Annotated in this window: 17 protein-coding genes; 15 read left to right on the top strand and 2 right to left on the bottom strand. The window is 44.7% G+C overall.

All coding sequences use genetic code 11. The features are described 5' to 3' along the window. Window positions 1–79: 79 nt before the first annotated feature. The 10 genes from NSQ20_RS04475 (at window position 80) to NSQ20_RS04520 (ending at window position 19,211) form a co-directional block, all read left to right on the top strand. Window positions 80–1,663, top strand: coding sequence for a glycosyltransferase family 39 protein (locus tag NSQ20_RS04475; RefSeq protein ID WP_340031930.1), 1,584 nt, complete (start codon window positions 80–82; stop codon window positions 1,661–1,663). 4 nt (window positions 1,664–1,667) lie between these two features. After that, window positions 1,668–2,216, top strand: coding sequence for a hypothetical protein (locus NSQ20_RS04480; protein WP_340031931.1), 549 nt, complete (start codon window positions 1,668–1,670; stop codon window positions 2,214–2,216). A 405-nt stretch (window positions 2,217–2,621) separates the two neighbouring features. Next, on the top strand, window positions 2,622–3,614 hold the full coding sequence (locus NSQ20_RS04485; protein WP_340031932.1) for a phosphotransferase: 993 nt from the start codon (window positions 2,622–2,624) through the stop codon (window positions 3,612–3,614). Window positions 3,615–3,956: 342 nt separating this feature from the next. Further along, window positions 3,957–8,579 (top strand): amino acid adenylation domain-containing protein, encoded by a 4,623-nt coding sequence (locus tag NSQ20_RS04490; RefSeq protein WP_340031933.1) that lies wholly within the window; start codon window positions 3,957–3,959, stop codon window positions 8,577–8,579. Between the two features lie 11 nt (window positions 8,580–8,590). Further along, window positions 8,591–9,595, top strand: coding sequence for a TauD/TfdA family dioxygenase (locus NSQ20_RS04495; protein WP_100526395.1), 1,005 nt, complete (start codon window positions 8,591–8,593; stop codon window positions 9,593–9,595). Between the two features lie 68 nt (window positions 9,596–9,663). After that, window positions 9,664–12,759, top strand: a complete 3,096-nt coding sequence (locus NSQ20_RS04500) for an amino acid adenylation domain-containing protein (RefSeq protein ID WP_340031934.1) — start codon at window positions 9,664–9,666, stop codon at window positions 12,757–12,759. Then, window positions 12,760–16,770: an amino acid adenylation domain-containing protein gene (locus NSQ20_RS04505; RefSeq protein ID WP_340031935.1), complete on the top strand. Its 4,011-nt coding sequence runs from the start codon at window positions 12,760–12,762 to the stop codon at window positions 16,768–16,770. It begins immediately after the preceding gene. A gap of 2 nt (window positions 16,771–16,772) precedes the next feature. Next, complete coding sequence (locus NSQ20_RS04510) at window positions 16,773–17,312, top strand: aminotransferase class III-fold pyridoxal phosphate-dependent enzyme (RefSeq protein WP_340032991.1); 540 nt, start codon at window positions 16,773–16,775, stop codon at window positions 17,310–17,312. A 22-nt stretch (window positions 17,313–17,334) separates the two neighbouring features. Then, the gene (locus NSQ20_RS04515; protein ID WP_340031937.1) at window positions 17,335–17,571 is read left to right on the top strand and encodes a hypothetical protein; all 237 of its coding nucleotides are present in this window, start codon (window positions 17,335–17,337) and stop codon (window positions 17,569–17,571) included. Window positions 17,572–17,867: 296 nt separating this feature from the next. Then, the gene (locus NSQ20_RS04520; protein WP_340031938.1) at window positions 17,868–19,211 is read left to right on the top strand and encodes an MFS transporter; all 1,344 of its coding nucleotides are present in this window, start codon (window positions 17,868–17,870) and stop codon (window positions 19,209–19,211) included. A gap of 194 nt (window positions 19,212–19,405) precedes the next feature. On the opposite strand, the gene NSQ20_RS04525 is transcribed toward NSQ20_RS04520, so the two are convergent. Next, window positions 19,406–21,646: an S-layer homology domain-containing protein gene (locus NSQ20_RS04525; RefSeq protein WP_340031939.1), complete on the bottom strand. Its 2,241-nt coding sequence runs from the start codon at window positions 21,644–21,646 to the stop codon at window positions 19,406–19,408. Window positions 21,647–21,882: 236 nt separating this feature from the next. Then, window positions 21,883–22,485, bottom strand: coding sequence for a hypothetical protein (locus tag NSQ20_RS04530; RefSeq protein ID WP_340031940.1), 603 nt, complete (start codon window positions 22,483–22,485; stop codon window positions 21,883–21,885). A 238-nt stretch (window positions 22,486–22,723) separates the two neighbouring features. Between NSQ20_RS04530 and NSQ20_RS04535 the strand changes: the two genes are divergently transcribed. The 5 genes from NSQ20_RS04535 to NSQ20_RS04555 all read left to right on the top strand — a co-directional run bounded on the left by NSQ20_RS04535 (window position 22,724) and on the right by NSQ20_RS04555 (window position 26,726). Next, window positions 22,724–23,296, top strand: a complete 573-nt coding sequence (locus NSQ20_RS04535) for an RNA polymerase sigma factor (RefSeq protein ID WP_036668294.1) — start codon at window positions 22,724–22,726, stop codon at window positions 23,294–23,296. Further along, entirely contained in the window at window positions 23,271–24,119 is an 849-nt protein-coding gene (locus NSQ20_RS04540; RefSeq protein ID WP_340031941.1) for a hypothetical protein, read from the top strand. The genes NSQ20_RS04535 and NSQ20_RS04540 overlap by 26 nt, the downstream gene beginning before the upstream one ends. Then, window positions 24,100–24,975, top strand: a complete 876-nt coding sequence (locus NSQ20_RS04545) for an ABC transporter ATP-binding protein (RefSeq protein WP_340031942.1) — start codon at window positions 24,100–24,102, stop codon at window positions 24,973–24,975. The genes NSQ20_RS04540 and NSQ20_RS04545 overlap by 20 nt, the downstream gene beginning before the upstream one ends. Next, a complete protein-coding gene (locus NSQ20_RS04550; protein WP_340031943.1) occupies window positions 24,972–26,039 on the top strand; it encodes a hypothetical protein in 1,068 nt (355 codons plus the stop codon). The genes NSQ20_RS04545 and NSQ20_RS04550 overlap by 4 nt, the downstream gene beginning before the upstream one ends. Window positions 26,040–26,249: 210 nt before the next feature. Next, window positions 26,250–26,726: a GyrI-like domain-containing protein gene (locus NSQ20_RS04555; protein ID WP_340031944.1), complete on the top strand. Its 477-nt coding sequence runs from the start codon at window positions 26,250–26,252 to the stop codon at window positions 26,724–26,726. Window positions 26,727–26,901: the final 175 nt, after the last annotated feature.

The raw sequence follows: 26,901 nt of genomic DNA on the forward strand, positions 1-26,901 counted from the left end.
CGTTACTCCCTTTCAGCAATTTTTCAGCCAGAGCCATTATAATACTCACGGAATCCTGTATTCGAAAAGGAGTTTTTGCATGTCTAAGGTGCTGCATAAGTCGTTTTATCTCATTTTGCTCGTGTTTGTTGCGGTGTTTATTGCTTCGTCCTTGTTGGTTCGGGCACAGTACAACTACGCCTTGTATGGGGACAATCCCATTTTGGGCATGCAGCAGTGGAGTATTTTTCTCCCGGTCATTCTTTTGCTTCTTGGTTCAGGTGTTGGGTTATATGCTCTATGTCTGAAGCTGAACAAATACAGTCCGAAGGTTGTCATTCCGATTGTGCTGTTATGTTCTCTGGTCATTCAGATCATCATCATTTTTGTATTTCCGAGAGTGCCCACTGATGATTCACAGACCGTTCTCTCACTCGCCATGAACATGCTGTATGACCAAGATTACTCTTCGTTTGAAACGGGTGGTTATCTGTACATGTTCCCGTTTAACTACTCGATCGTCTTGTACCTGAAGACATTGCTGTACCTGTTTCCGGACAACTATCTGGTCATCAAACTATTTAATATTTTGTTTTCAACGTTAACAACGTTCATGATTTATCTTATTTATAAACAAGTGAATGACAGGTCTACGGAACGTGATTACGGTGTGTTGATCTTTGCAGTGACGTACCTGCCTTCCCTATTCCTGAACAACCTGATCTATAACGATGTGATTGCCACAGCATTTCTGACATCTTGTTTATACTTTGTTATTCGTTTTGTACGTGAAAAGTCTTGGAAAACCATCGTCATTGCCGCCGTTTTTCTCGCGATGGGCAATTACTTCCGAAGCATTGGCGTGATCGTGCTAATCGCTGCCATCATATATATTCTGCTGAATATGCGGAGCATCGGAATGAAGAAAGTCATCATTTTCATCTGTGTGCTGGCTATGTTGTTTAATGTACCAACCTGGACTCAGAATGCGGTTCTTCAATCCTCCGGTGCTGTGAGCGAACCTGTCGGAGAGAATGCTGCACCGGTCTATATGTGGCTGAATATGGGCATTAATCTGGAGCGTTTTGGCTTCTGGGACAATATGGAGAGTTATCAGATCTATCAGAGGCAGGCCAACTACAATAAGGCTGAGAGCGCAGCATTGTTCAAACAAGAGATCAGCAACAAGCTTTCTGAAGCAAGTGCGAGTGAGTTGGTGCAGATGTATTACAAAAAGATCATATGGACCTGGACCGAAGGGACATACCAGATGGACCGCTACGGAATCGGCAATGAAAGTTCCATGGGTGCCGGAAGAGGAAGGGGAGGCGGAATCGCGGGCTCCTACAGTTACACCAATGCGATAACAGAACTGTTACAAGGGGATTCGGCTTATCGGACAGGTTTGCTCTGGATTGTATATGTGATGAATTTCTTGATGTACTGTTTTATTTCCATCCGGTTGGTTGGTGGAATTCGTCGTAAACGGTATGATGAAGTCTCCTTAATCCTGGTCATTCTCGGATTCATCGGATTTTATATTCTGTGGGAGATTAAGTCGAGATACATCTACCCTGTATATCCGGTGTTGGTTGTGCTGTCCTATATGGGTTTCAAAGATACGTATGACTTCATATTTCATCGTAAAGGTACCTTGGAGAGATATTCCCTGAGAAAAAGGTGATCATATGCGAAAAAATAAATATTTTACATCGGTTACGCTACTCCTACTGCTGGGATGTTCGGTTATGCTTACGGCCTGTGATGTGATAACCGCCCAGAATATTACCAAGACCAGTTCTGTGCAAGGCATGAACGGTGGCGGTATGCCGAATGGTGGCGGACTGGGCATGAATGGAGGAACACCGAGAGGTGGAAGAGGCACCGCGGGCATGAATGATCGAACAGGCAGTCCTGGCATGACGCAGGGGATGATGAATGCCGACATTACTGGTAGAGTCATCTCCGTGAATGGGAACACAGTGACGCTGGCGTTACTTGAGGTGCAGGACAACTCATCCCCAAGCAGGGAATGGAAGGATACCGGAATGGAGATGAAATTGAATATAAGTGATGATTTTGTTATCACTGAAGGCATCGGGACGCCGGGTTCGGGCAATTCCAGCCCACGTGCGAATTCGTCCATTCAAGTGTCTGATCTTCAAAAAGAAAACATCGTGATGGTGTGGTATAAGGACAACACCGAGACGGTGGAACGGGTGAGAGTTGTCCAGTAAAAAATGATGGGATTATCGTCATTTTGTAATTGCTTACATTTGGCTTATCGGCTATTATGGTAACAACTGGTTTTTTGAAGGGAGTGAGCGTCATGAAACGACGGTCTAAGATGGTATGTTCTATTACTACAATGAAGGTAAGCATAAACTGAATAATTCCGGCAGACCATTCAGATGCAGGGTGAAAACATCCAGTTTCCCAGTCCGATCTGAGATCTGCCGATATATAGGGATATAACTGCTCATTTTTTCTGGCGTATGCGAGGTTTATTTGCTTGTGCAAATTTCTCATACACTCAGAATTTTTAAAAGCCGCAGGCATAGCCTGCGGCTTTTTGCGCGCAAAAATAGGCATTCGGTGGTTACAAGCAATGCACCTAAAACGATCAAAAAGGAGAAATGTCCATGTTAAAATTAAAATATTTATTCCAAAATAAAGACCTTGCCGAGATGATTCTAAAGAATTGGAGTTATGATCCTGAGTCGCTGGATATGTTTCAGTATTATCGCATATCCTCCAATGCCGTGTATCCGTTCAGAGATCAGGGGGAAGTGAGATTGCTTCGTTTTGCCCCGGTAGAGGAAAAAAATCAAATCAACCTTAGCGCGGAATTGGATTTCCTCCGTTATCTTCGAACGAATCAGTATGGAGCCATGGAGACTGTACCTTCTCATTCAGGGACGGAACTTGTAGAGGCTCACACCCCATGGGGAACGTACTATGCTTCCGTATTCAAGCGAGTATCTGGATCGCAGTTAGGAAGCATTGATTTGAATGACTCCATCCTGTACAGCTATGGTCAGGCATTGGGTGAGCTGCATCATCTATCGCGCGCATTCATGCCTGAGCAGAAGAAGAAACGCTGGATCTATACGGATGTTTTGGATTGGATGCAGGAGATCCTGAAGGGTACTTCTGGTGAAACGGCTGCTTTGAATGAGGTGGAGTTTCTTCGAACGTATTTTGCGACTTGGCCGATGACCCAGCAAAATTTCGGTCTCATCCACTACGATTTTGAACTGGACAATGTATTCTATGACGAAGGTAGCCAGTCTTGTTATGCCATTGATTTTGATGACTCGATGTATCACTGGTACGCAATGGACGTGGAACAGAGTCTGGATAGTCTACGTGAGGAGATCGAGCCTGAACAATGGGAGCAGAAGAAACAATTGTTCCTGAACGGGTATTGGTCCAAGGTGGGAGAACGTTATGATCTGGAGAGTATGTTCCCCACTTGTCGCCGTTTTGCCAACTTGTACGGTTATGTGCGTATGCTTCGATCTGTTGCAGAGCAGTGGTCATATGAGCCGGAGTGGATGAGCGGACTAAGAGCGAGGTTAGAGAGGATAATGACAGAAAAGGCAGAGCAATTCGGAAAGGTAGTCGACAGCTAAGATTTGTTCCAATTCACCCTAGGCTAGTCAAGATCCATGAGCACTGAAGTTTGGAAGAATCATTCACGTAAATTGGTCCCTCGGTCAGATGCAGATCCTCTGTATCGATCACGGGGCTTTTCATTTTGTTCGAACTTTACCGAATAATGAAAGGGAAGTGGAAATCTTGTAGAAAGGTTGGATGGGACTTTCATTCTTTCTACGCTGAAAATGGTATTTTGATGTCGAATTATATAAAAAATTGTTAAAAAAACAAATAAAATAGTTATTGATTAAATGTGGGTGGGATGATAAGTTGTAATTAACTTATTTTAGGATAAATTATATATAAAGGAGAATTAGATGGGAAATGTATGCGTCGATCTGCATCCTTTAACAGAGCATCAACAAAGAATATGGTACATGGAAATGTTATATCCAAAATCAGATGTATGGATGATTACATCCAAGATGAGCATACCGGAACCGATCGATTTCACCTTGTTAGAGCGGTCGATTAACAGGGTTTTGAAGACTAACGAACTGCTTCGAACTCGGATTATACTGGATCAAGGTGAGAATAAACAATACATCCAACCTTATGAGTACAGATCACTCAAGCATATTCATGAAGATCCAGCCTTGACCGGTGTGACATGGACTGAGTATGTGGGTAACCATCCGATTCATGTACATAGTGAAGATCTATGTCAGTTTTATACGTATGAGGGTCATGGACAATACGGATACATCATTCAGGTTCACCATATCATCTGTGATGGCCTGGGATTATTCCAGTTGACGAATGAGATTACGGCAACCTATCATGCCGAACTGAAAGATGGTAATACAAGCAGGATTGAATCTACGATTCACGATTATGAATACTATATAAATAGTGAACAACAATATCTCGCTTCCAAACGCTATGTGAAAGATCAGGCCTTTTGGAGAGAGAAGTTTCATACGATTCCCGAATTTATGGAACTGAAAGCGCACAATCCCCTTCTAACTCATACCGCAGCCAGAAGAAAAACGATGAATATGGATCACTCCATGTATGTACGTTTGAAAGATTTCTGTCGTCAGAAGAATGTCAGCGTATTTACCTTTTTTCTCTCAACTCTAGCTATTCTGCTAAATAAACTCACTCACCAAACCGATTTGGTCGTTGGAACCAACTACGCGAACCGTACTAGTAAAACAGATAAAGACATGATTGGCATGTTTGTCACAACCATACCTGTCAGGATCGGGGTAGAACGCTCTGAAACCGTGTTCACTTTGCTGCAACGCATCTCCAATGAACAAAAAGAAATATTGCGTCATCAGAAATATCCGTATAATCAGCTGATCCGTGATCTGAGAGAGTCGCTCTCCTTACCGGAACTGAACAGACTGTTCGGCATATCACTGGTCTATCGTCCAGAACGCTTTGACAAGATGCAAGGACACGATGTCTATATGGACAACAAGTTTAACGGACATGAGACGAATGATCTGCTTATCAACATTATTGAGAAAATCAATGAGGATCGTATCATATTTCAGATGGATTATCGAACCCAGTTGTTCAGTGAATCGTTCATGGACAATCTGCTCGATCAGTTTCTTACGGTTACAGAAGTCATTCTGGAGCATTCTGAACAAAGAATTGAACAGGTCAGTATTGTAAGCGAAGCCGATAAACAATCGATGCTAACCGAGTTTAATGATACCAGGGCGTCTTATCCTAGCGACAAAACGGTCATCCAGTTGTTTGAAGAACAGGCAGCTGCTACCCCTCAACATACAGCACTTATCCTGGGGGATAAGGAGATGAACTACGAACAATTGAATGCCAGAGCTAACGGCTTGGCTACGACATTGATCAGCAGAGGAATCAAGCAACGAGAACTGGTAGGCATTATTGCAACCCACAGTATGGAGATGGTTATCGCGATTCTGGCTGTTATGAAAGCCGGGTGTGCTTACATTCCGATTGATCCCGAGTATCCCGATGAGCGAATTCATCATATTTTGAAAGACTCTCAGGTAAGGTTTGTCCTGGTTAATAAGCTTGTTCATTTGCCGGACGGTCTAGAAGTCATTGACTTGCTTGAAGAAAATGATGGGCATATACCAACAGATAATCTGAATCTGACTATAGATATGAAGGATCTGGCTTATGTCATCTACACATCAGGATCAACTGGAGCACCGAAGGGTGTATTGGTGGAGCATAAGGGATTGACGAACTATCTATGGTGGGCGAGTCAGACCTATGTTACTGAAGGTAAAACGACTTTTTCACTGTATTCATCCATCGCGTTTGATCTGACCATTACCTCCATCTTTACACCGTTAATTACGGGCAACACAATGATCATATACAATTCGTCTCATAACAAGGCATTGATTACTGATGTTGTCCTGGATCCGCGAGTGGATCTGGTCAAGCTGACGCCGGCTCATCTGCAATTGATTCAGGATATGAACATTATGGACAGATCCAATGTCCGAACATTTATTGTGGGCGGCGATAATCTGAGTGCTTCACTGGCTGCGAATATTACCCGGCAAAGCAAACATGAGGTTACCATTTTCAATGAATATGGACCGACAGAGACGGTGGTGGGCTGTATGATCTATGCCTACAATCCACATGTTGACCAAACGGAGTATGTGCCCATCGGCAAGCCCATTCAGAACACATCCATATATGTGCTCGATCAATCACTGCAATACGTTCCTGTCGGTGTTCAGGGTGAATTATTGGTTGGGGGAGACGGAGTGACCAGAGGCTATCTGAACCAACCCGAATTGACGGGCAGAAAATACGTCGAACACCCGGATCATCCAGGCGAGAGATTGTACCGGACAGGTGATCTATGCAGGTTAAGAGAAGACGGTCAGATGGAATACCTCGGAAGAATGGATGACCAAGTGAAGATTCGCGGGTATCGAATTGAACTGGGTGAGGTCAAGGCAGCTTTCTTGAAGATCAAAGGAATCCGAGATGTTGCTGTAAGCGTCAAGACGGATCAGCAATCCCGTCAGTTATGTGCTCATTACGTCAGCGATGCACATGTGACCCGGAGGATGATACGGGATAATCTGGTATCTCTGTTGCCGGAGTATATGGTTCCCACACATCTGATCAAGGTGTCTTCGATTCCACTTACCATTAACGGCAAGATTGATTACTTGGCGTTATCGATAGAGAAGCCACAATCGGATGAAGAAAATGTGTATGTGGCACCGAATACTGTCATGGAACAGACGATATCTACCATCTGGTCTGAGATTCTTGGTCTGGAAGAGGTGGGTGTGACGGATCACTTCTACGAACGGGGTGGTGATTCCCTTAAGTTGATTCAGATCTATACCAGACTTTCCGAGATAGGTTTTGATTTTTCGATTAACGATATGTTTAATTTCCCTACAATCCAATCCTTAAGTTCATATCTGGATCAGGTCATGGAAGAAAAGGAAGGCATGATGAGCATGGAACAAAACACAGTGAAGAGATCCAAAGTGGATGTATTGAACGGAATTATGGACAAGCCGATCTTCCTGTCTACAGATATTCCCAGAGTTGATCCGTCACTCAAAGGTGTAATGTCATTCAACCAGGAATCCCTGTGGCTGGTTGAACAGTTCGAGGGGAAGAGCACCAAATATAATATTCCCGGACATGTCCTTTTTGAAGGCGCATTCTCGGAAGAGGCATACATCTATGCATTGAATCAGATTGTGCAGCGGCATGATGTATTGAGAACGTATTTTGTTGTAGAAAACAATACACCGGTGCAGCGAATCAGGCCTTACGAGCCTTTTGGCATTGAGGTCCAGCATACGCTGAGGGATAATTCCCAAGCCAGTCTGAAGCGTGTAATTGAAGAAGAATCCAAACACCAGTTCAACCTGGAAACCGGGCCGATGTATTATTTTGGATTGTATCGGATCCATGCACAACAATATTTTGCCTATTTTAATTTTCATCACATTATCTTCGATGGCTGGTCTCAGGATATTCTGATGGCTGAACTGGGGTCATACTATAATGCTTATCTGAGGGGAGAAAATGCAGCAACTGAGAATTTGAGTATCCAATATTCCGACTATTCACATTGGCAAAAGAATAAATGGATGACTGCCGAATTTCCGACAGTTCTGAATTATTGGCGCAACCAGTTGGGAAGTACCGTTAACCGATCGGTGAAAGTATTGCCGTATGACCGGGAGCCTTCGCTGAATAATGGGGATACCGGAGATATTCTGCTCGCAGAAATTCCGATACAAACCATTGAAATGATCAAAAAGGCCGGTATGAAAAACAATGCCAGTCTGTACATTACCATGCTCACCGCCTACAAAATGTTGCTGTACTTTTACTCGGGTGAAACCGAGATCGTCGTGGGAACACCCGTAGCAAACCGTAACCGTGCCGAAGTGCAGAGATTGATCGGATATTTCTCCAACAGTCTTGCTTTGAAGACGGTCATGGACCCCGAGCAGTCCATAGACGCCCAGATTGTTTCCGTTAGAAATACGGTATTTGAAGCATTTGATCATCAGGAGATGCCTTTCGGCAAGCTGATTGAACTGCTGAACCCGGATCGTGCTTCCGGGCTGACCCCGTTCTTCCAGACGTGGTTTGTACTTGATGTCAAAAATACGTACAACATCGAAGGGCTGAATATTGCTCAGAATGAAATTTTGTGGGGCCACAGTGGCAAGAGCAAGTGGGATCTGACGTTGAATCTCATCGAGGCTGACCATGTCATGAATGCAGTAGTTGAATACAAAACAGAGTTGTTTGGCAAATCCACCATGAAGAGATTTCTGCATGATTATATGGCTGTAGTGAAGCTGATTGCAGCTGATTCCTCACGGAGTCTTCAAGCTGTACGCCATGATTGGGAGGTGATGGCCCACGAGTACAAGATGGAGTTGCTGAATAGCAGTAAGAGCAAAAAGAAATTCAACAAAATCAAATCTTAGGAGGAATAACTATGAAGAAGAAATTTGATAAAGGTGCGCAGATGGTCATCCAGAAAGAAATTGTGAAGCAATCGTTTCTGGAGGAAGGTCAGGAACTGCCGTTGGTAATCAAACCCAATGTATCCGGTCTGGATCTGAATCAATGGTATCTCAACAATAAGGATATGGTGGAAGAGAAAATTTTGAAATATGGTGGCGTCCTGTTCAGAGGTTTTGATACTACCACACCAGAAAGCTTTTATGGGTTCATCGATGTAAGCTGCCCCGAACCGCTCAGTTATAAAGAAGGAGCGACACCGAGAACCCAAGTACAGGGCAAGGTGTATACGTCAACGGAATTTCCGAACGAGGAATCCATTGCACCGCATAATGAACTGTCCTACGTCATGACATGGCCCAAAAAAATCTGGTTCTCCAGTATCGTTGTCGCTGATGAAGGAGGAGAAACACCTATTGTGGATGTACGGAAAGTATATAACCTCATTGATCCGGACATTCGGGATGTTTTTGCAGAGAAAGGCTGGATGTTGGTTCGAAACTACGGAACTGGATTCGGACAGACCTGGCAGTATGTTTTCCACACGGAGTCCAAGGACGAGGTCGAGCAATATTGCCTGGACAACAACATGGCTTGCCAATGGAATGAGGATGGAACATTGACAACGAAGCAGGTGAGACCGGCCATTACGATCCACCCCGATACAAATGAGAACCTGTGGTTCAATCATATTGCCTTCTGGCATAGCAGTAGCCTGAACGAGGAAGTTCGCAACTTGATGCTCGAGGAATTTGGAGAGAGCGGCTTGCCATACCAGACGTATTATGGAGACGGAACTTCAATTGATGCTGATGTGGCTGCACATATTCGTCAGGCTTATGCCGATGCCACGATCGCCTTTCCATGGCAAGAGGGAGATATTCTTATGCTGGACAATATGCTGGTGGCGCATGCACGGAACCCGTATCAGGGAGATCGAAAAGTACTCGTAGCCATGGGAGAACCCGTGAGTCGTTAAGCCTCAATTGCGCCTGAAGGAAATTACATTCGAACTGAAAATACATTAGAAATGCAGGAGGATTGAACATGGAAAATGTAATGCTGGGTTATCCCCTTTCACCACAACAGAAACGACTGCATGAACTGAATAATAACGGATTAACATCACTGGTCCCAAGTGTAATTGCTGTTAACATCGAAGGTGAATGCTCCAATGATCAGATTGAATTAGCCGTGAAGAGAATAGCCGAGAAATACAGCACACTCCGCACTTCCATAGAAGCCGATCCCAATTATGGGGTCCATCTTCAGAAAGTAGATTCGGAGACCAGAAGCCGATTCCGTACTGCATATTCCGATGAACCGATTCAAGAGCAGGATATCCAAGGGCTGATCCGAAAGGAGTTGGACACATGGACAGGTGATTATTCGCTGGAGGCCATTAACGTGGATCTGTCCGAACGTTCCAAAGTGTTGATTCTCGCTTTTGATCCACAGTTCTCGGATATTGAACCTGCCGTTATTCTAGCGGATTTATCACAATTAATCGTGGCCGAGGTGGACCCTGAACTTTTGGAAGAAGAGGTACCGTACTATGCTGTATCCGAGTGGTTGAATGACCTGTTGACCAATGATGAGCATGCGGAGGAAAGAAGTTTTTGGAACAATAAACGGTTTGATCATGTTGATAAACAATTGTCCATGGTATCCGGTAGCGGAACCACGAGTATTACGATGGCAAGTTTCCCTGTGGAAGGGTCACCAGAATTGTGGGCTGAACTTGAGAAGGTAGCGGAGAAGGCTGGGAGTACAATAGATAACGTTACGCTCGCCTGTTGGAATCTGACTTTGCATCTGCTGGGCGAGGATAAGGAACTAACGGTTGGCGTACATACGCTTGGCCGACAAGATGAGGATTTGGAGAAGGTTGTCGGTGCATTGAATCGATACGTACCTCTGTACTCGGGCTTGAAAGAGGACGACACGCTGACTCAGTTTTTCCAAAGAACGACGAGTGAAGCGAAAGATAGTGCAGAATATGCAGATTATTTTGACTTCAAAATGTTTAGCAAATCGAATTCGAGTCAATCTGTGTTCTCCTATGGATTCGAGAGTCGGGATGCATCATCCGTGGTGGAATCGGGTGGTCACGCGTTCCGGGTTGTGTATCAGTCGGAACAGATTGAACCGGTTCACCTTGGACTCCATATCCAGCAATACCCTGATCGCAGAGATATCGTTCTTCGATATAACGAGGAAAAGTACACTCCGACAGAGATTGGCTACGTAGCGGATATATTCACACATATTTGCAACAAGGCCTATGTGAATCTGGATGAACTCGTATCGTCTAATATCATCCCTGATCATCTGACATTTACATTGCAATCGATTCTTCAAGGAGAGGTTCGGGAATATGCAACCTCTACATTGGTGGAGATGCTGGACGAACAAGCCTTGAAGACACCAGATCAGGTTGCGGTTGTGTCTGGTAACACTCTGCTTACGTTCCGGGAAATCCATGAGAAGTCCAAACAGCTAGCCCACTATCTGCATCGGACAAGAAGTGTCGGGCATGGAGATGTAGTCGGGGTAAGCGTGGAGAGATCTCCTGAACTGGTCATAGCCCTTCTGTCGGTGCTTCGAGCAGGTGCGGCTTATGTACCACTTGATTCGGATTATCCCAATGAGCGATTGTCCTATATCCGTGAGAATGCCCGCATTGAAACGGTGCTGTTGTTGAATAAAAACAATGAACGGCTCAATTCCCTTTTTGCTAATCCTGTGTTTCTTGAAGAAGAAGGTGAGGCAATTGCGACCGAGCCCACGGACGCACCGGCAATCGGAGTAGATGCCAGAGACATCGCCTATATCCTCTATACTTCCGGTTCCACAGGTAGACCCAAAGGGGTCAAAGTGTCACATCAGGCCATCAGCAACCATATGCATTGGATGAACAATGAATTTCCACTGAGCGGGGAAGACGCTGTATTGCAGAAAACATCGATTAATTTCGATGCATCGGTATGGGAATTCTATGCACCGCTCACTACGGGCGCAAGGCTGGTTCTTGCTGAGCCGGACAAGCATGCTGATCCCGACTATCTGCTCGATATTATTCATAAGGAACGAATTACGACATTACAGGTTGTACCTACCATGCTTCAGGCTTTGGTGGAAAAAGAAACCCTCTCTTCAGCACCGTTAAAAAGGGTGTTCAGCGGCGGAGAGAGACTGGGAATTCCGCTCCAGAAGGCTTTCTTTGCTGGTTCCAACGCTCAGTTGATTAACTTGTACGGCCCAACTGAGGCGAGTATTGATACGACTTATCATATCTGTGACAAGGAGAACGTTCATGAAACGATCGGCAGACCGATTCATAATACGAATCTGCTCGTGCTGGACTCGAACCTTAATCTTGTCCCGCCAGGCGTTGCCGGAGAGTTATATATCAGCGGAAAAGGACTTGCAGATGGATATGTAGATGAACACTTAAATGACCAGGCTTTCCTGGCACATTCTTATGCGCCGGACAACGTGATGTACAAAACCGGAGACAGGGTCCGTTATTTCCCGGGTGGTCATATCGAATACATTGGTAGGGTTGACCGGCAGGTGAAGTTAAGAGGTTACCGGATCGAACTCGGTGAGATCGAGAAAGTTCTGAATGAACATCCTCATGTGCGACTTGCAGCGGCGAAGTTGTTAGAGAAGACAGAACCATTGCTGGCTGCCTATGTAGAACTGGATAGCGCTGGAGAGATTCAGGATGTCAAACAGTGGATTTCATCCGCACTTCCCGAATATATGATTCCGAACGTCATCCAAGTGCTGGAGCATTTACCTCAGCTGAGCAATGGGAAAATTGATTACCACGCCCTGCCGGACGTGGATGTAAGTTCTGGGGCGGAATATGCCGCACCAACGACAACCGTTGAGCAGATTGTCGCCCAGATCTGGAGAGCGGTATTGAAGCGGGAGCAGATTAGCATTGATGAGAATTTCTTTGCACTCGGAGGGCATTCGCTTATCGCAACGCAGGTCATCTCTGGAATCAGACAACAGGTTGGTGTTAATCTGCCGCTACGTAAAATATTTGATGCGCCTACCATTCGTGAATTGTCCGAAGTGATTGAGAATCTGTTATTGGAAGCGAATGGTTATTCTGCGGAGGGTAATTAAGTGAAAAAATCTGGTGCAGTGATTAACAAAAGCGAACTGATTGATCGAATATTAAGTCAGATGAATGTGACCAATACAGTACAGCGCACTTCTCGCGACATCAATCGCTTTCCGCTGTCTTTTGCTCAGAAGAGATTGTGGCTTCAGCAACAGATTGAGCCGGGAAGTACGGCATACAACATGGTTTTTGCCAATGAGATTAGAGGAGAGTTCGATGAGTCAGCATTTGAGCAAGCCATCGGACTGATGGTGGACAGGCAAGAGTTACTGCAGATTCGGATTGATTCCGAAGAGGGTGTACCTTATCAGTATATTTTGAAAGAACAACCGGATTATCAATGGGTTGATCTATCGATGTATCCGGAAGATCAGGCCGAAAGGCAGATTGTTGATCAAGTTGAAAGGGCCGATGGCCCTTTTGATTTTACCCGGGATAGACTGTGCAGATTCAAATTCTTTAAGCTGAACGATCACCACCACATTTTTGTTCTGATGATGCATCATATCATCTCGGATGGTCAGTCAATCGAGATCATACGAAGAGACCTATTATCTTATTATGAACATTTCCGCGGAGTGGGCCCATTGCCGGCATATAACCCATCCGCGACCCAATATATAGATTACTCAGTATGGCAGAATCAATTACTGGGAAGTAACGAGTTTGCTAATCAGAAGAGGTACTGGCTTGATCAATTGAAAGGACACTCCTATACGCTCACTTTGCCATATGACCATGAACGTCCGCAGAAACGGAGTGAAGAGGGGAGTTCCGTATACTTCACGATTCCGGCACCTCTTACCAGCAGATTAAGGGAAATCTCGGAGAAGAATCATTCCACGCTATTTATGGTGATGTATACCTGTTTTGCGATTTTGATACGTAAGTATTCGGGTGAAACGGATCTGCTGATTGGTACGCCTGTCTCCAATCGGCCACAGTCCGATTTGGAGAAGATTATTGGTTTCTTTGTTAATACACTGGTACTGCGAAGCCGCATCAATGATCAGCAATCATTTCTGGAACATCTGGACGCTTCCAAAAATACGATCCTTGATGCATTCGACCATCAGGATGTACCGATTGATCTGTTGTTCGATGATCTGATCCAATCCAGAAATACGGGATATTCGCCATTGTTTCAGGTCATGTTCAGTCTGGCGAAGGCGGGAGATTTCGAACAAACAGATCAACAGGCTGTGTTCAGGGAGATCAAGCTGAAGCAGACCAACACATCCAAATTCGACATGTCACTGGATTTGACGGAAGATCGGGATGTGATTAAGGGTACGTTTGAATGTAGTCGGGATCTTTTCCACGTGAGTACGATCGAACGCTGGGCCAGTAATTTTATAGCGTTGCTTGAGCATATTGTGGATTATCCAGGGAAGCCAATCGCAGGGGTTGGAGCCGTTAGTGATGAAGAACGACAGAAAGTTCTATATGAATGGAACGATACCGTAATGGATTACCCTGATCATATCTGTGTACATCATCTGTTCGAAGCATCCGTATCTCAAGCCCCGGATCAAGTGGCTGTGGTGTATGGGGGAGAACAATTATCTTATCGCGATCTGGACCGTCAAGCGAATCAATTGGCTCATCTTCTGATCGAAAAGGGAATTGGACCTGACAAGGCGGTAGCCATTGGCATAGAACGTTCACTGCATTTGCCTATTGCCCTTCTTGCTGTGTTAAAAGCGGGAGGAGCCATCGTGCCTCTGGATCTGGATGCACCTGTGGAGCGAAATCGTCACATGTTAACAGATTCGGGAGCGTCCATCTGTCTCATCAATACGAATACGTTGCCGATCCCGGATGATGTTGCCCTTCTGATCGACGTATCTCAATCTGAAATATATATGGACAAGCCGATAACAGTTCCCTCGACACAAGTGGGGCCTGATCATCTGGTAGCTATTTATTATACGTCAGGCACTACAGGGAAACCCAAAGGGGTATCTGTGCGGCACCAGGGATGGGTGAACCGTATCTGCTGGATGCAGCACCAATTCAAGCTGGAATCCCATGAAACAGTACTTCAGAAAACAACTCTGACCTTTGATGATGTCGGTCTTGAATATTTCTGGACATGGATGGCAGGTGCTAGGGTTGCCCTGTTGGAACCAGGATTTCATCGTGATCCGTATGCGATCATTCAAGCTTTGAAGCAGTATGAAGTGGCCATCATCTTTTTTGTTCCGAGTATGTTGAAGATGATTTTGGAGCGAATTGGTGGGGCGGATCTGGAGCAGTTAGCGTCATTACGGGAAGTATTCTCTAGTGGAGAGGCATTGAAGCCCGAGATGGTTGCAGCGTTTCAGAACCATCTTCCCGAGCGTAATCTGCATAACAGTTACGGGGTAACCGAGGTTTCCATTGATTCGACCATTCATATGAATGTGCAATTAGAAGGTCGCCGTGCTCGAAGAAATATATCCATAGGTCGGCCAATCGGGAACAATTTCATCTACGTTCTGGACGAAATGCAGAATCCGGCGCCCATCGGGGTTCATGGAGATTTGTATATTGGTGGAGTTGGGCTGGCGAGGGGTTACTATGGAGATCCCGTAAAGACCGAACAGGCTTTCTTTGCGAACCCGTTTACGGATGGAAGGATGTATAAGACGGGTGACATTGCTTATTACGACGCCACTGGCAAGTTATACATTGTGGGCCGAATAGACAACCAATTGAAGATCAGAGGCATGCGTGTAGAATTGGGAGAAATCTCCGATGTAATCTCCAGACACGCTGATATACAGGAGTGTGTGATGCTGGCTGAGAGATGGGGAGATGATGAAGAACTGTCACTGAGTGCTTATATTCAGCTGGCTCCATCTTCTGAGATTCTCAGTACGGACCTTCGCAACTTCTGCCGAACCCTGCTGCCGAGTCACATGATTCCCTCACGCTTCATTACGATTGATCGTATTCCTCTGAACAGTAACGGTAAGTTGGACAAGGCAGCGCTGAAGCAGCTGGACCGTGGCACATTGAAGGATTATATCGCTGCTCCGCAGGATGAGCTGGAAGAAAAGGTCATGCAGATCTTCATGGATATCCTTGGTGTGGACACCATCCATCTTCATGAAAGCTTTTTCGATCAGGGTGGACACTCGATCAAAGCCGTCCGTTTAATAGATGTTCTGAACAGAACATTTCATACCGAGCTATCCGTGATCACCTTGTTTGATTACTCCACCGTGACCGAGATTGCACATATCATCCGAGAGGGGAACCTTCCTCAAGATCAATCGGTTGTTGTGTTGAAAGAAGGTGGCCGTGTTGATGACTCGCCATTGTTTCTCCTTCCGACGGGTGGCGGCAACCTGATCAATTATTATGAGTTGGTTAGCCAACTGGAAGGCCTGAATATATACGGATTTGTGCCAAAAGGATATGAAAACGACGAAGAACCGCTCTATACCGTCCAAGAGCTGGCTCAGTATTATTATGGTGTTCTTACGCAATTGCATCCGATAGGTCCCTACCGTTTGCTGGGTTGGTCCTTTGGTGGCAATGTGGCATTTGAGATGGCACGGATCATTGAAGATGCAGGACAACAGCTGGAGTGGCTGATTATTCTGGATGCACCTGCCCGAAGCCATAAACGGGATATTCGTCCAATAAACAAGATGGAGGCTCTTGCCGAATTAGCAAACAACAACGGATATGAGTTCGTGCCTAGCGGAGACTATGAGATTCAGTTAAAGGAAGTCATGCATCACTTTCCAGATGATGGAATAATTAGACATCTCAAAGTGCGTCTGGCCAATGAAGTGGCCTTTGATAACTACTATTCAGCAGAACCGATTCAGTCCGATATCCATCTGTTGTACGCAACCGCTCAGGATGAACAAAGTCCAGTTCCGTTAACGGATGCACAGGTCTGGCACGCCAAGACGACAGGTACATGCACTTCAACGCCTATTCCAGGTCATCATGAGAATCTGATCGACTACAATCATGCTGTGAATGTGGCCCAATATGTGAATCGAATGGTGTAGGGATAGAATACAAGCTTCAATTCTGCGGCCCTACCGGGACTAATGCGGTAGAAGCTGCGTTGAAGCTGGCACGCAAATATACGGGACGTACAGGTGTGTTTTCTTTCATGGGTGGTTACCATGGTATGTCCCTGGGGAGCCTGGCGGTGACCAGTAATCGGGACAGCCGACAGGGTGCTGGCAGAGCATTAGATGGTGTAACCTTTATTCCGTTTCCAAATGAACATAATCATTATTTTGATAGTGCTGCCTACATCGAATATATATTGGAAGACACCCACTCGGGTATTGAGAAGCCGGCTGCCATCATATTGGAGACTGTACAGGCAGAGGGTGGTATCTATGTTGCGGAGTCCTCGTGGTTGAAGAAAATCAGGGCCATCTGTGATCGATACGATATTTTGTTAATATGCGATGACGTACAGGTAGGAAACGGCAGAACCGGTCCGTTTTTCTCCTATGAGCGAGCGCAAATACTACCTGATCTGGTCGTTCTCTCTAAATCCATTAGCGGGTATGGATTGCCGATGTCCTTGCTGTAATGAAACCTTTCGCGGGAACCAGTTGGCCTTTATCGCTGCCAAAGCAGCACTGGAATACAGGGAACAAGTGTCCCTGGAAGAGCAGGTGTATGCGAAAGAAATCATGTTGAAGAAGATATGGAGTGAGGAAATATTGAAGCGGTACCCCAAAATTGATATTCGGGGAATTGGTCTGATCTGGGGCTGGATTTCTTCAAATTCGAACCGGATATTGCCGCAGAGGTACAGAAGGCTTGCTATGAGCGTGGACTTGTTGTAGAGCGAGTAGGCAGACACGATGGCGTGGTTAAGGTCATGCCTCCATTGAACATCTCCAATTACAATCTGCGAAGAGGAATGGATACCCTTAGGGAAAGCATTGCTTCGGTGTTGACGTTGCAAGAGGAGAAAGTTGTGCAAAAGATTTAACTTTGGATGCATCTTTCTGCTTCATGTGGAAGAGAACATCAGATTGAACCAAGCGGAGCATTAATGACTTCGCTTGTCTTCATTCTTCATAGCAGCATGAAAGAGATGTGGAATGAGTTTTAGGTTCGACGTAAGCGGAGGTGGGCCATGGAGATTTTCAAAAACAAGAACTTCAGTTTGATGTTTTTTGGCAGAATCTTGACCAACATCGGAGATAGCTTATATGCGGTATCCGCCATGTGGCTGGTCTACAATCTGGGAGGATCCTCATTTTATACAGGACTCGCGGGTTTTTTGTCCATTTTGCCGAAAATTATTCAACTGTTATCCGGACCGATGATAGATCGGATCCCGATTCGAGGGATTCTGGTATATAGTCAGTTAATTCAGGCCGCATTGTTATTAATTGTCCCTATTGCTGCATACTATGATTTTCTGAGTGTAGGCCTGGTACTCGTGATCACCCCTATTCTGAACATATGTAATACCTGGGTGTACCCTGTTCAGATGTCAGCACTGCCAAGAGTATTGGAGAAACACCAACTCACGCAGGGCAATTCCCTGTTCTCCATCGCTTATCAGGGGATTGATGTGGCTTGTAATGCCATCTCCGGGATACTGATTGTTGCGCTGGGTGCGGTATCTTTGTATTTTTGGAATGCCATCGGTTTCTTCATAGGTGCGTTATTATTCTCCCAATTGCGGATTGCTCCTTATATCATGGAATCGAAAATGAAGAAGGAACAGGATACATATGATGAGACTATTGAACAGGTGAATGGGAGTACATCGTCAGGAATGCGTTTGTTTTTTAGGAATTACACGGATGATTTAGTGAGTGGAATCAGGCTGCTTACACGGACGGCATTGGCCAAATTACTTTTTGGCATTATGGTTATTAATGCTGCGGGAGGAGCGACATTTAGTGTACTTCCCATATATAGTGATGAGATCGGTGGAGCCGATATCTACGGGTTGATGCTGATGGCACAGGCGCTCGGCAGCGTCATTGGTGCAACATGTGCACCGTATCTCAGACTGGAAAATGTGCGTTTGGGTCGGTTGTATTCTGTGGCATACATCATCTCCGGGATCGCTTGGATCGGGTGTATATTTACCCCATGGAGCTGGCTGAGCATTCTGGTATACGGACTGGCCTGGGTTCCCGGCGGAGCCGTTAACGTCATCATCAATACCGTTGTGCAGAAGGGGGTGCCGCAGCAATATTTGGGTTTGGTTTTCTCCGCGACGATGGCTTTAAGCGGTATAGCTATGCCAATAGGCAGCTTGATCGGCGGTACGTTGGGGGTCTGGCTACAGAGTTCTACAGTCATTACCTTATGTGGAATTACCGTTGTTTTGGTAGGTGTATACTGGATGTTCGATCGCGTATCCCGCAATCTTCCCAAGACGGAGCAACTGGATGAAGGATATTTCAATTTCACACCACGTGGCGGCACGGCTCGTTCGAATACCGAAATGGGGGCTTAACACTGTAGCATAATGAGACCGTCGTTCATCTCTAAATTTCATATGTGAAAAAATAAAAAAGGCACCTTCAGAAGGGTATGGGGATAACGATTGGTTATCCCGTGCCTGTTCCATGAGGTGTCTTATTCAGGTTCATTCATGTTAAACCATGTTAAACGTTACCTAAGCAATCGAATATTGCAGGTTAATTGTTGTTACTCGGTATAATCACTTATCGCAGTATGCCCCGCTTCTACACTGATCCAGTAGGAATAATCTTCGCGCAAGTCCACATAGAGGTTAAGTTCCTTTGCATCAAGGTTACTTAGCGTTAGTTTAAAATTGCCATAGGCATCTGTTGTAACCTGTTGCGTCTGGATGTGCTCTACAGCAGGCGAAGGACCATGGATTTTGATCGGCATCGTCTGGTTGGCATACGCCGGGAACGTACCTTGAAGGACCAGTGTGTGATCGGAAGAATATACTGCTTTCATGGTCTGATCCGGTAGTCCGCCGTTCTTTTCATTCTCGGTAGCTTCAGTGGCATTCTTCGGCCTGCTCCATAGTTCGAAGCCTTTTTCCTTCAGGTTCTGGAGAAAAACAACGGCCTCTGCCCGGGTCAAGGATTCTTGTCCCGCATAACCTTGCACCGTAGCTGCGGTTTTGCCTGAAGAGTATCCCATGTTCAGCAGATACCGGATGGCATCGTCGTCCTGGGTATAATTTTTACCGCCAAGCCCCGCCACGATTAAGGCTACTTCTGTTCGGTTCAAGGCACGATTGCGCAGCTTCGGATTCTGTTTGCTGGCATCCAGTTTCAGATTCAACGCGGAAGCATAGGTATAGTAACGATCACTCCAGATGTTTCCTTTGATAGCTTGTCCCTCTGCAGCATCTATGCTCTGAATGACATGGGAATTCGCATACAGCTTGAACAACATAGAGAGGAATTCGGCTTCACTCACCTGATTGTTGGGTTTGAACGTTCCATCCTCGTATCCACTGACCATCTCCTGTTGAACGGCCCATTGAATGGCATCTTTCGCCCAATGTGTACGGACATCAGTTAATTGGGGAATTCCCGTTACCGTAACAGAGACAACCGCTTCTTTCCCTTCAAAACGAATCCGAATTTCGGCTTTACCAGCCTGAAGTCCAATGATTTTTCCATCCTTGATGACAATGCGATCTGACGTCGTGGTGAAGGAAACGTTAGACTGTGGAACATAGGATGTTCCGTTATCATTCACGGCAGTGATTGAAGGCAGATCAATCTGTTCTCCTGCTCGGACTTTCAGGTTTGGTTGTCCTGGCGTTATGCGGGTAAGCGTTGTATCTTGAACACCGTCCACATGGAAGAAACGTGTGGAGTATGAGATTTCCGCTGCTGTACCGTTTTTCTTTTGCAGACCTGTAATTCGAATGTTGAACGTATCGCCGTTTTTTAACAATTGCACATCGTCGGGACGGAATATGATGGCGTAACCATATCCATATCCACCTGTCTCTACATTGAAATAGGCTTGATTAAACCATTGTTTATCCGCAGGGTCCACGTTGTAATAACCGGTTGGGAAGCCACTGTTCTGATTCTTTGCATTAAAGGTCCATGTACGTTGATCGGAAGTCCGAGTCATCTCGACCTGTACCTCAGATAGTGATGGTTTCGCAAATACATCTGTATTCAGTTGAACAGACCAGGCCTGTGTGCTGCCAAAAGCTTCGATTGGAAATGCGCCCTGATTCGGGAACAGGCTGTAGTTGAACGAAGTTCCCCCCGTTCTGCTTTTATCAAATACCTGCATGGCACTATAGTACTGATCATATGTCTTGCCTGCTTCACTACGAGTGGCGAGTCCAAATCCGATTCGTTGCAGTTGTGGACTCAAAATCCAGCGCCGATGACCGAGTCGATCAATATTGGAGGCGTCTGAATCATTCATGTAGGCCTGTATGCTTTTTGTCAGGACGTTATTCTTTGCACTGCTGGTAACGTACAGATTGGAGCTGCTGGCAGACTTTGAACCGGTGTCAAAGAAATCCTTTGGCATATCTCCTGGCTGTTTTGGAGAATGGGACAGGTATCCACCCGTGGAGACCACAACAGCCCCATGCTGGGCTTGACGATTCAATGCCGGATCAAGGACAAGATCGCCCTGTAGCCCCGTGATAAAACGATAAAAGTTGGCTGCATTCAGCCCTTGTTCCAGATAGGCGTCACTTACCACACCAGCAGAGTAGGGAGCACTTGTCGAAGGTGTCTTTGTATACAGGGGAGATGTATCATTGCCATTCATCCACTGATTCCACTTTTGGACAATCTCCTGCTGACTTCGCTCAGGTAACAAACTGTCGACCTGTTCCGCATGTGCCGCTTGAGCACCCCATAACAGAAACAGCAAACCTGCCAAGGGCAGAGTGAACAGTGAATGTATTTTATTTTTCCGATAAACCATGTTTCCAACCCCTCTCATATCTGAACGTACGAAGAACATATGCATGTTCAGCATTATGGTATATTCATCGACATTACAGCTGGTTTTGCTTAGGACCAGGCATGAGAGCATAAGGCCGAGCATGTGAAGGAGGATGTTTAAATTAGGGAGTTGGTGGTTCATTTGTTAAAAAAAGAGCACAGGCCACCCCGCTGATTGGGGACAGCTTATGCTCTTTCTACATATGTATCTACTTTTTAGTCGAGACTCAGGTCGAAATCAGGCTCACACATATAATCTAATGGGTACAAGTCATCTCGTGCCGAGATTAATGCACGGAAATGAAGATAAAGATTATTGGGTTGTACTACAATGCCACCAACACGATGGGGTATAAGTTCAGCCACGACGAAGACATCCTCGGCATTGTTACATTTAAAAAGAACATTTTTCGGATGAATGACTTCCTCCAGGTAACTGCACGTCATCACGTGAAATGTTTGTCCACGCCAGTTTGTCTTGATCACTTTATAGGACTGTGTGCGAACCAGATCCAGATAACGTTCCAGCTGGAACGTATGCTCGAATTGCGTAATATAACCTTTTTTATCTACATCAATCGTAAATTCGACATCATAGCTCACATGCATTTCATCTTTATAAGTTCCGTTCATAACCTTCATGTTGTCAAAGTGTAATCCGAATTCCGGATCATCCACATAGGGAATGGTAATGAGTTCGGGGTCAACATAATCTGTGATCTTGCTGTTCATGGATGGTGCGCTGTAATACTTCGATGGCTGAAGATCAATCGATCCAATCATGCTTCCTGGGAAACCGGGGCTGCAAGTTATTCGCATAGTCATCTCCTTCGTTGTTGGTCAGTAGTTAGACGAACGAGTAGGGAGAAAGTTGCACCAGAATAAGGAAATGAAGGATGAAGCCAGTAGTTCGCACGCCTGAGTAAATTTGGATCAGAGCCAATGTATTAATACTTCTTTTTTGAAATTTTGTTATATTCAGAAAAATATACTTCTATGCTTTTGATCTTTTACTATCCAAATTTCGTTAATTGTTTATAGAGGGGGTGAGGGAGCGTTGAATGATGAAGAGCTTATTCAAGAGATTCGCGAAGGTAGCCGTGCTGCCATGGAAGTACTGGTGAAGCGGCACTATCAGTCGATATTTGCTTATGTTTACCGGAAAACCGGAGAGTACCATACTGCTTATGATCTAACACAAGAGGTATTTGTAAAAATGATGAATTCCTTGGACAAGTATCAGAACACAGGTAAATTCAGTCACTGGCTACTGAAGATTGCAGTGAACCATTGTAGAGATTATTATCGTGGGCGGGAGTTCAAGCAGCAACAAAGAGAGAGTGAATTAACTGAGGATGCGTTCCCTGCCAGTGAACAACAGAATGTTTGGAATATTTTTCATAAGCGATTTCAGAATGAGCAAGTCAGGCGCGCAGTATTAAGTTTGCCTGATCACCAGCGAGATGCAGTCATTCTAAACTATTACAATGGATTGAAGATCAGGGAAGTTGCTGAACTTACGGGAACCAACGAATCGACCGTGAAGTCGCGCATTCGATTGGGGATAACGAAATTAAAGGAGATTATTGTGGGAGGTGAACGGGATGAAAAGCAGAGGAAACGGAGATGAACTGAATCCTGTAACAGAGTTGGAAATAGAAGAGTACAACGAAATTGCTTCATATCTGGATGAGTATCCGGTCGAATTTCCATCCGAGATGGAGATTGACAAGACAATTAGAATGCTGGATACATATATGCCAGATCCCATGAATGCTCACCTGAAACAAAAATCATCTGGGAATTCAGTTAAGGAATTGTTCCAGTTAGTTTATGGTGAGGTCGCTGTCTTCCACAAATCTTACTGGTTAGTTTGTTCAATGCTCTTGTTGTTCGGCTATTGGCTAGGTACTCACAGTACGACAGACCCGTACATGAGTGTGCTCTTTATAGTTCCTGTTCCATTTGTACTTGGTTTGCTAGAAGTTTTTAAAGGTCGAGATCAAGGATTAATGGAAATCGAACTGACCTGCAAAATCACGGCACAGCAACTGATGCTTACCCGTCTAATCGTAGTGCTTATTGGGAATATGGCGTTTGTTGTTTTGCTTAATTTACTTATATCAAGCGAAAAAGATGTTTCCATATCATGGAGTGCTATCGGCCTCTCGTATACACAGCTTATGATAGCAGCAGGTGCAAGTCTATGGCTTGCGATGCGTGTCAGAGGTGGGACAGCCGTCAGTATCTTTTTAATTGTATGGTTCGCGCTGGTTTGGCTTGTACTAAGTAATCCCGAATTGAAGACTCTACTTCAATCGATCCAGCCCACAGTACTTATAGCAATGGCTCTATGCGGAGTTTTACTATTAATCAGTCAGATCTATGAGATGGCAAGGAAATATACATCACAGACAGAAAGAGGTTACGCCTTTGATACTGACCATGGATAACGTATCCAAGAAATACAGGAACAAGTTGGCTGTAAAAGAAGTCTCACTAGAACTATCCAGTGGTGGTGTTTACGGTCTTCTTGGGCCGAATGGAGCAGGGAAGACAACATTGCTTCGCATGATTGTAGACATTTCCAAGCCCACGTCTGGACAAATTTTGTTGAACGGGCAGTCTATCCAAAACATGGGAGACCGTTATCGAAGTTTGTTGGGCTACATGCCCCAGCGATTTGGATTTTATAACCGATTCAGTGCTTATAAATTTCTCATGTATATGTGCTCTTTGAAAGGGATCGGTATTAGTCAAGCTTCAGCACGTGTGCAGGAAACGCTAGTGACGGTGGGCCTTGAAAATCAAGCACAACATAAAATCCGCACATTCTCCGAAGGAATGAAGCAGCGATTGGGAATTGCCCAAGCTTTGTTGAATGATCCACAAATTTTGATTCTTGACGAACCTACAGCTGGATTGGACCCCAAAGAGCGCATTCGATTTCGTAACATTATCGGCGAGCTGGGAAGAGATCGTATTGTAATGTTATCTACGCATATCATTTCTGATTTGGAGTTTTCATGTAAGGAGATGATTTTGTTGAATGAAGGGCAGCTAATCGCCCATAATACTCCGGAAGAGATTATGAACCGGATGAAAAATAACGTATGGAAAGCGAAATTAAATCCGCAGCAACTTGCTGATCTTACCTCTCATTTCAAAGTAAGTGGTTTGTCTTATGAGTCTGATGGAATCGTAGCCAGAATACTGGCCAAAGAACAGCCTGTCCCGCAAGCCATACCAGAATCACCTCGGCTTGAAGATGTATATATGCACTATTTTGGAGAGGAGACGAAGTCTTGATTCGTTTAACTCAATTCGAGTTTTATAAAATTATAACGCGTAAAAGTATTGGTATAGCATTGTCTATTTTAATTGTTTTTCTAGTCGTATACTCATTTTGGAGGCATCCTGGGATAATGGATGGTTCCGCCTTTTACAAACCTTATGAAGGTGCTATTACAACAGAGAAGGTAAAAGTCGCACATAATCAGTATGATTCCATTTGGGATAGTACCAAAGGTAGATACCAATATGGTGCATTGTACGATATTGTGTTTTTTTCTCCAGAGGCGATTAAGAACAGTACACGATATGATGATCGTGGCAACATCATGGAGCGAACAGTGAATGTATCCGAAATTTATTATAATAAACCTTGGGGCTACCTACTGGAATACATTGATCAATTCGGTGTAGTTTTTATGATGATTATGATTCTGTTAGGGTTGGCTCCGGTATTTACCGAAGAATATGTACTAGGTACAGCATCATTACTGCGTAGCAGCAAAAGAGGCAAAAGCAAGCTTGTATCAGCAAAATGCATTGCTTCCATATTGTACGTTGTAATGTGTGCCGTTTTATTTACTGGTGTAAACTTGGTTTTATATTGGTTAAGGTTTGGTAATCTGGCTGGGGCGGATACTTCCATACAGAGCGTGGGCATGTATGTTTACAGCTTTGATTATGAGTTCTCACCGTATACGTTTACTGCTTTTCAATATTATTTAGTTCAATTGTTTACTCATATAGCAGGTAGCTTGGTCTTTGCATCTATTGTTTTACTGGTATCGGTCCTCAGTTCTACATCCTTTATAGCTATAATTGTGAATACCGTGATAGTAGGTCTGCCATACTTGGCCTTTGACGTATTAAATTTGAATTCCGGGTCATTAAATTGGGTCGAGAAATTTTCGATAAGTACCATGATACGGGTAACAAGGCTTTATCAAACACCAATAAACTATTCCTTATTCGGACTGAATATGTCTTATTTAACCTTATATATAGTTGTGATGGCTTTCATGACTGTTTCGACTATACTTGCCACATATCGTATATTCCATAGCCGGGAAGTGTTTTCTTGAGTGAAGCTATGAGTGATTCCTTTTAGAGATATGGTTCGCAGTCACTGCGGACTTTTTTTATTTGCAGGAGTACTGGCACTATTTCCAATCTACTTACTCTTTTGATACAGTAACTGTAGGACATATCGGAGGTACATATCAACTATGAGACAACATGAATGGGTCATGGAGAACCGTGCCCCATATCGCTCTCGGAGAGGAGTCCATCTAATGAATGTGAATGAACATGTGATCGAACAACAGTCTCTTACCTTTGTGGGCATCAAACGAACGTTCTCTTGTGTGGATGGTGAGAATTTAATAGAAATTCCTAAGATGTGGCAGGATGCTTTGGCAGACGGTATTGAGGAACGTTTAAACGGGTTCAATAACGGAGCTATTCCCGGTCTGGTGGGCATCTGTGTAGATCAGAGAGAGCTGAAGGATAATCAAATGGAGTATTGGATTGCTACCTCTTACTCAGGTGAAGTGCCTGAAGGTTTGGTGTCCATCGAACTTCCCGCGTCCCATTGGGTTGTATTTGAAACGGATGAATTAAAGCCGGAAGCGATACAACGGTTGTGGCACTATATTATGACAGAGTGGTTTCTTTCCACTTCATATCAGCATGCAGGGATTCCAGAACTTGAAGTGTACAGAGGTGATGGCATACCTCCCCAAGTCTGGATACCTGTAAAATCACTATAAGAGGTTGTTCAAAAAGTCCGCTTTTGATTACGAAGGATGCCTAGAGGCATCATCAGCATTGAATATGGAATTCAGCCGAAATGTCCGTTGCTCACGTAGTTTCCCTACGCTCCGCTACTCCATTTCTAGCTTCATCCCATCTTCTCGGTACTGAAAACCAATCTTTTTGAACAGG

The sequence above is a fragment of the Paenibacillus sp. FSL K6-1122 genome, from assembly GCF_037977015.1.
Classification (GTDB): domain Bacteria; phylum Bacillota; class Bacilli; order Paenibacillales; family Paenibacillaceae; genus Paenibacillus; species Paenibacillus amylolyticus.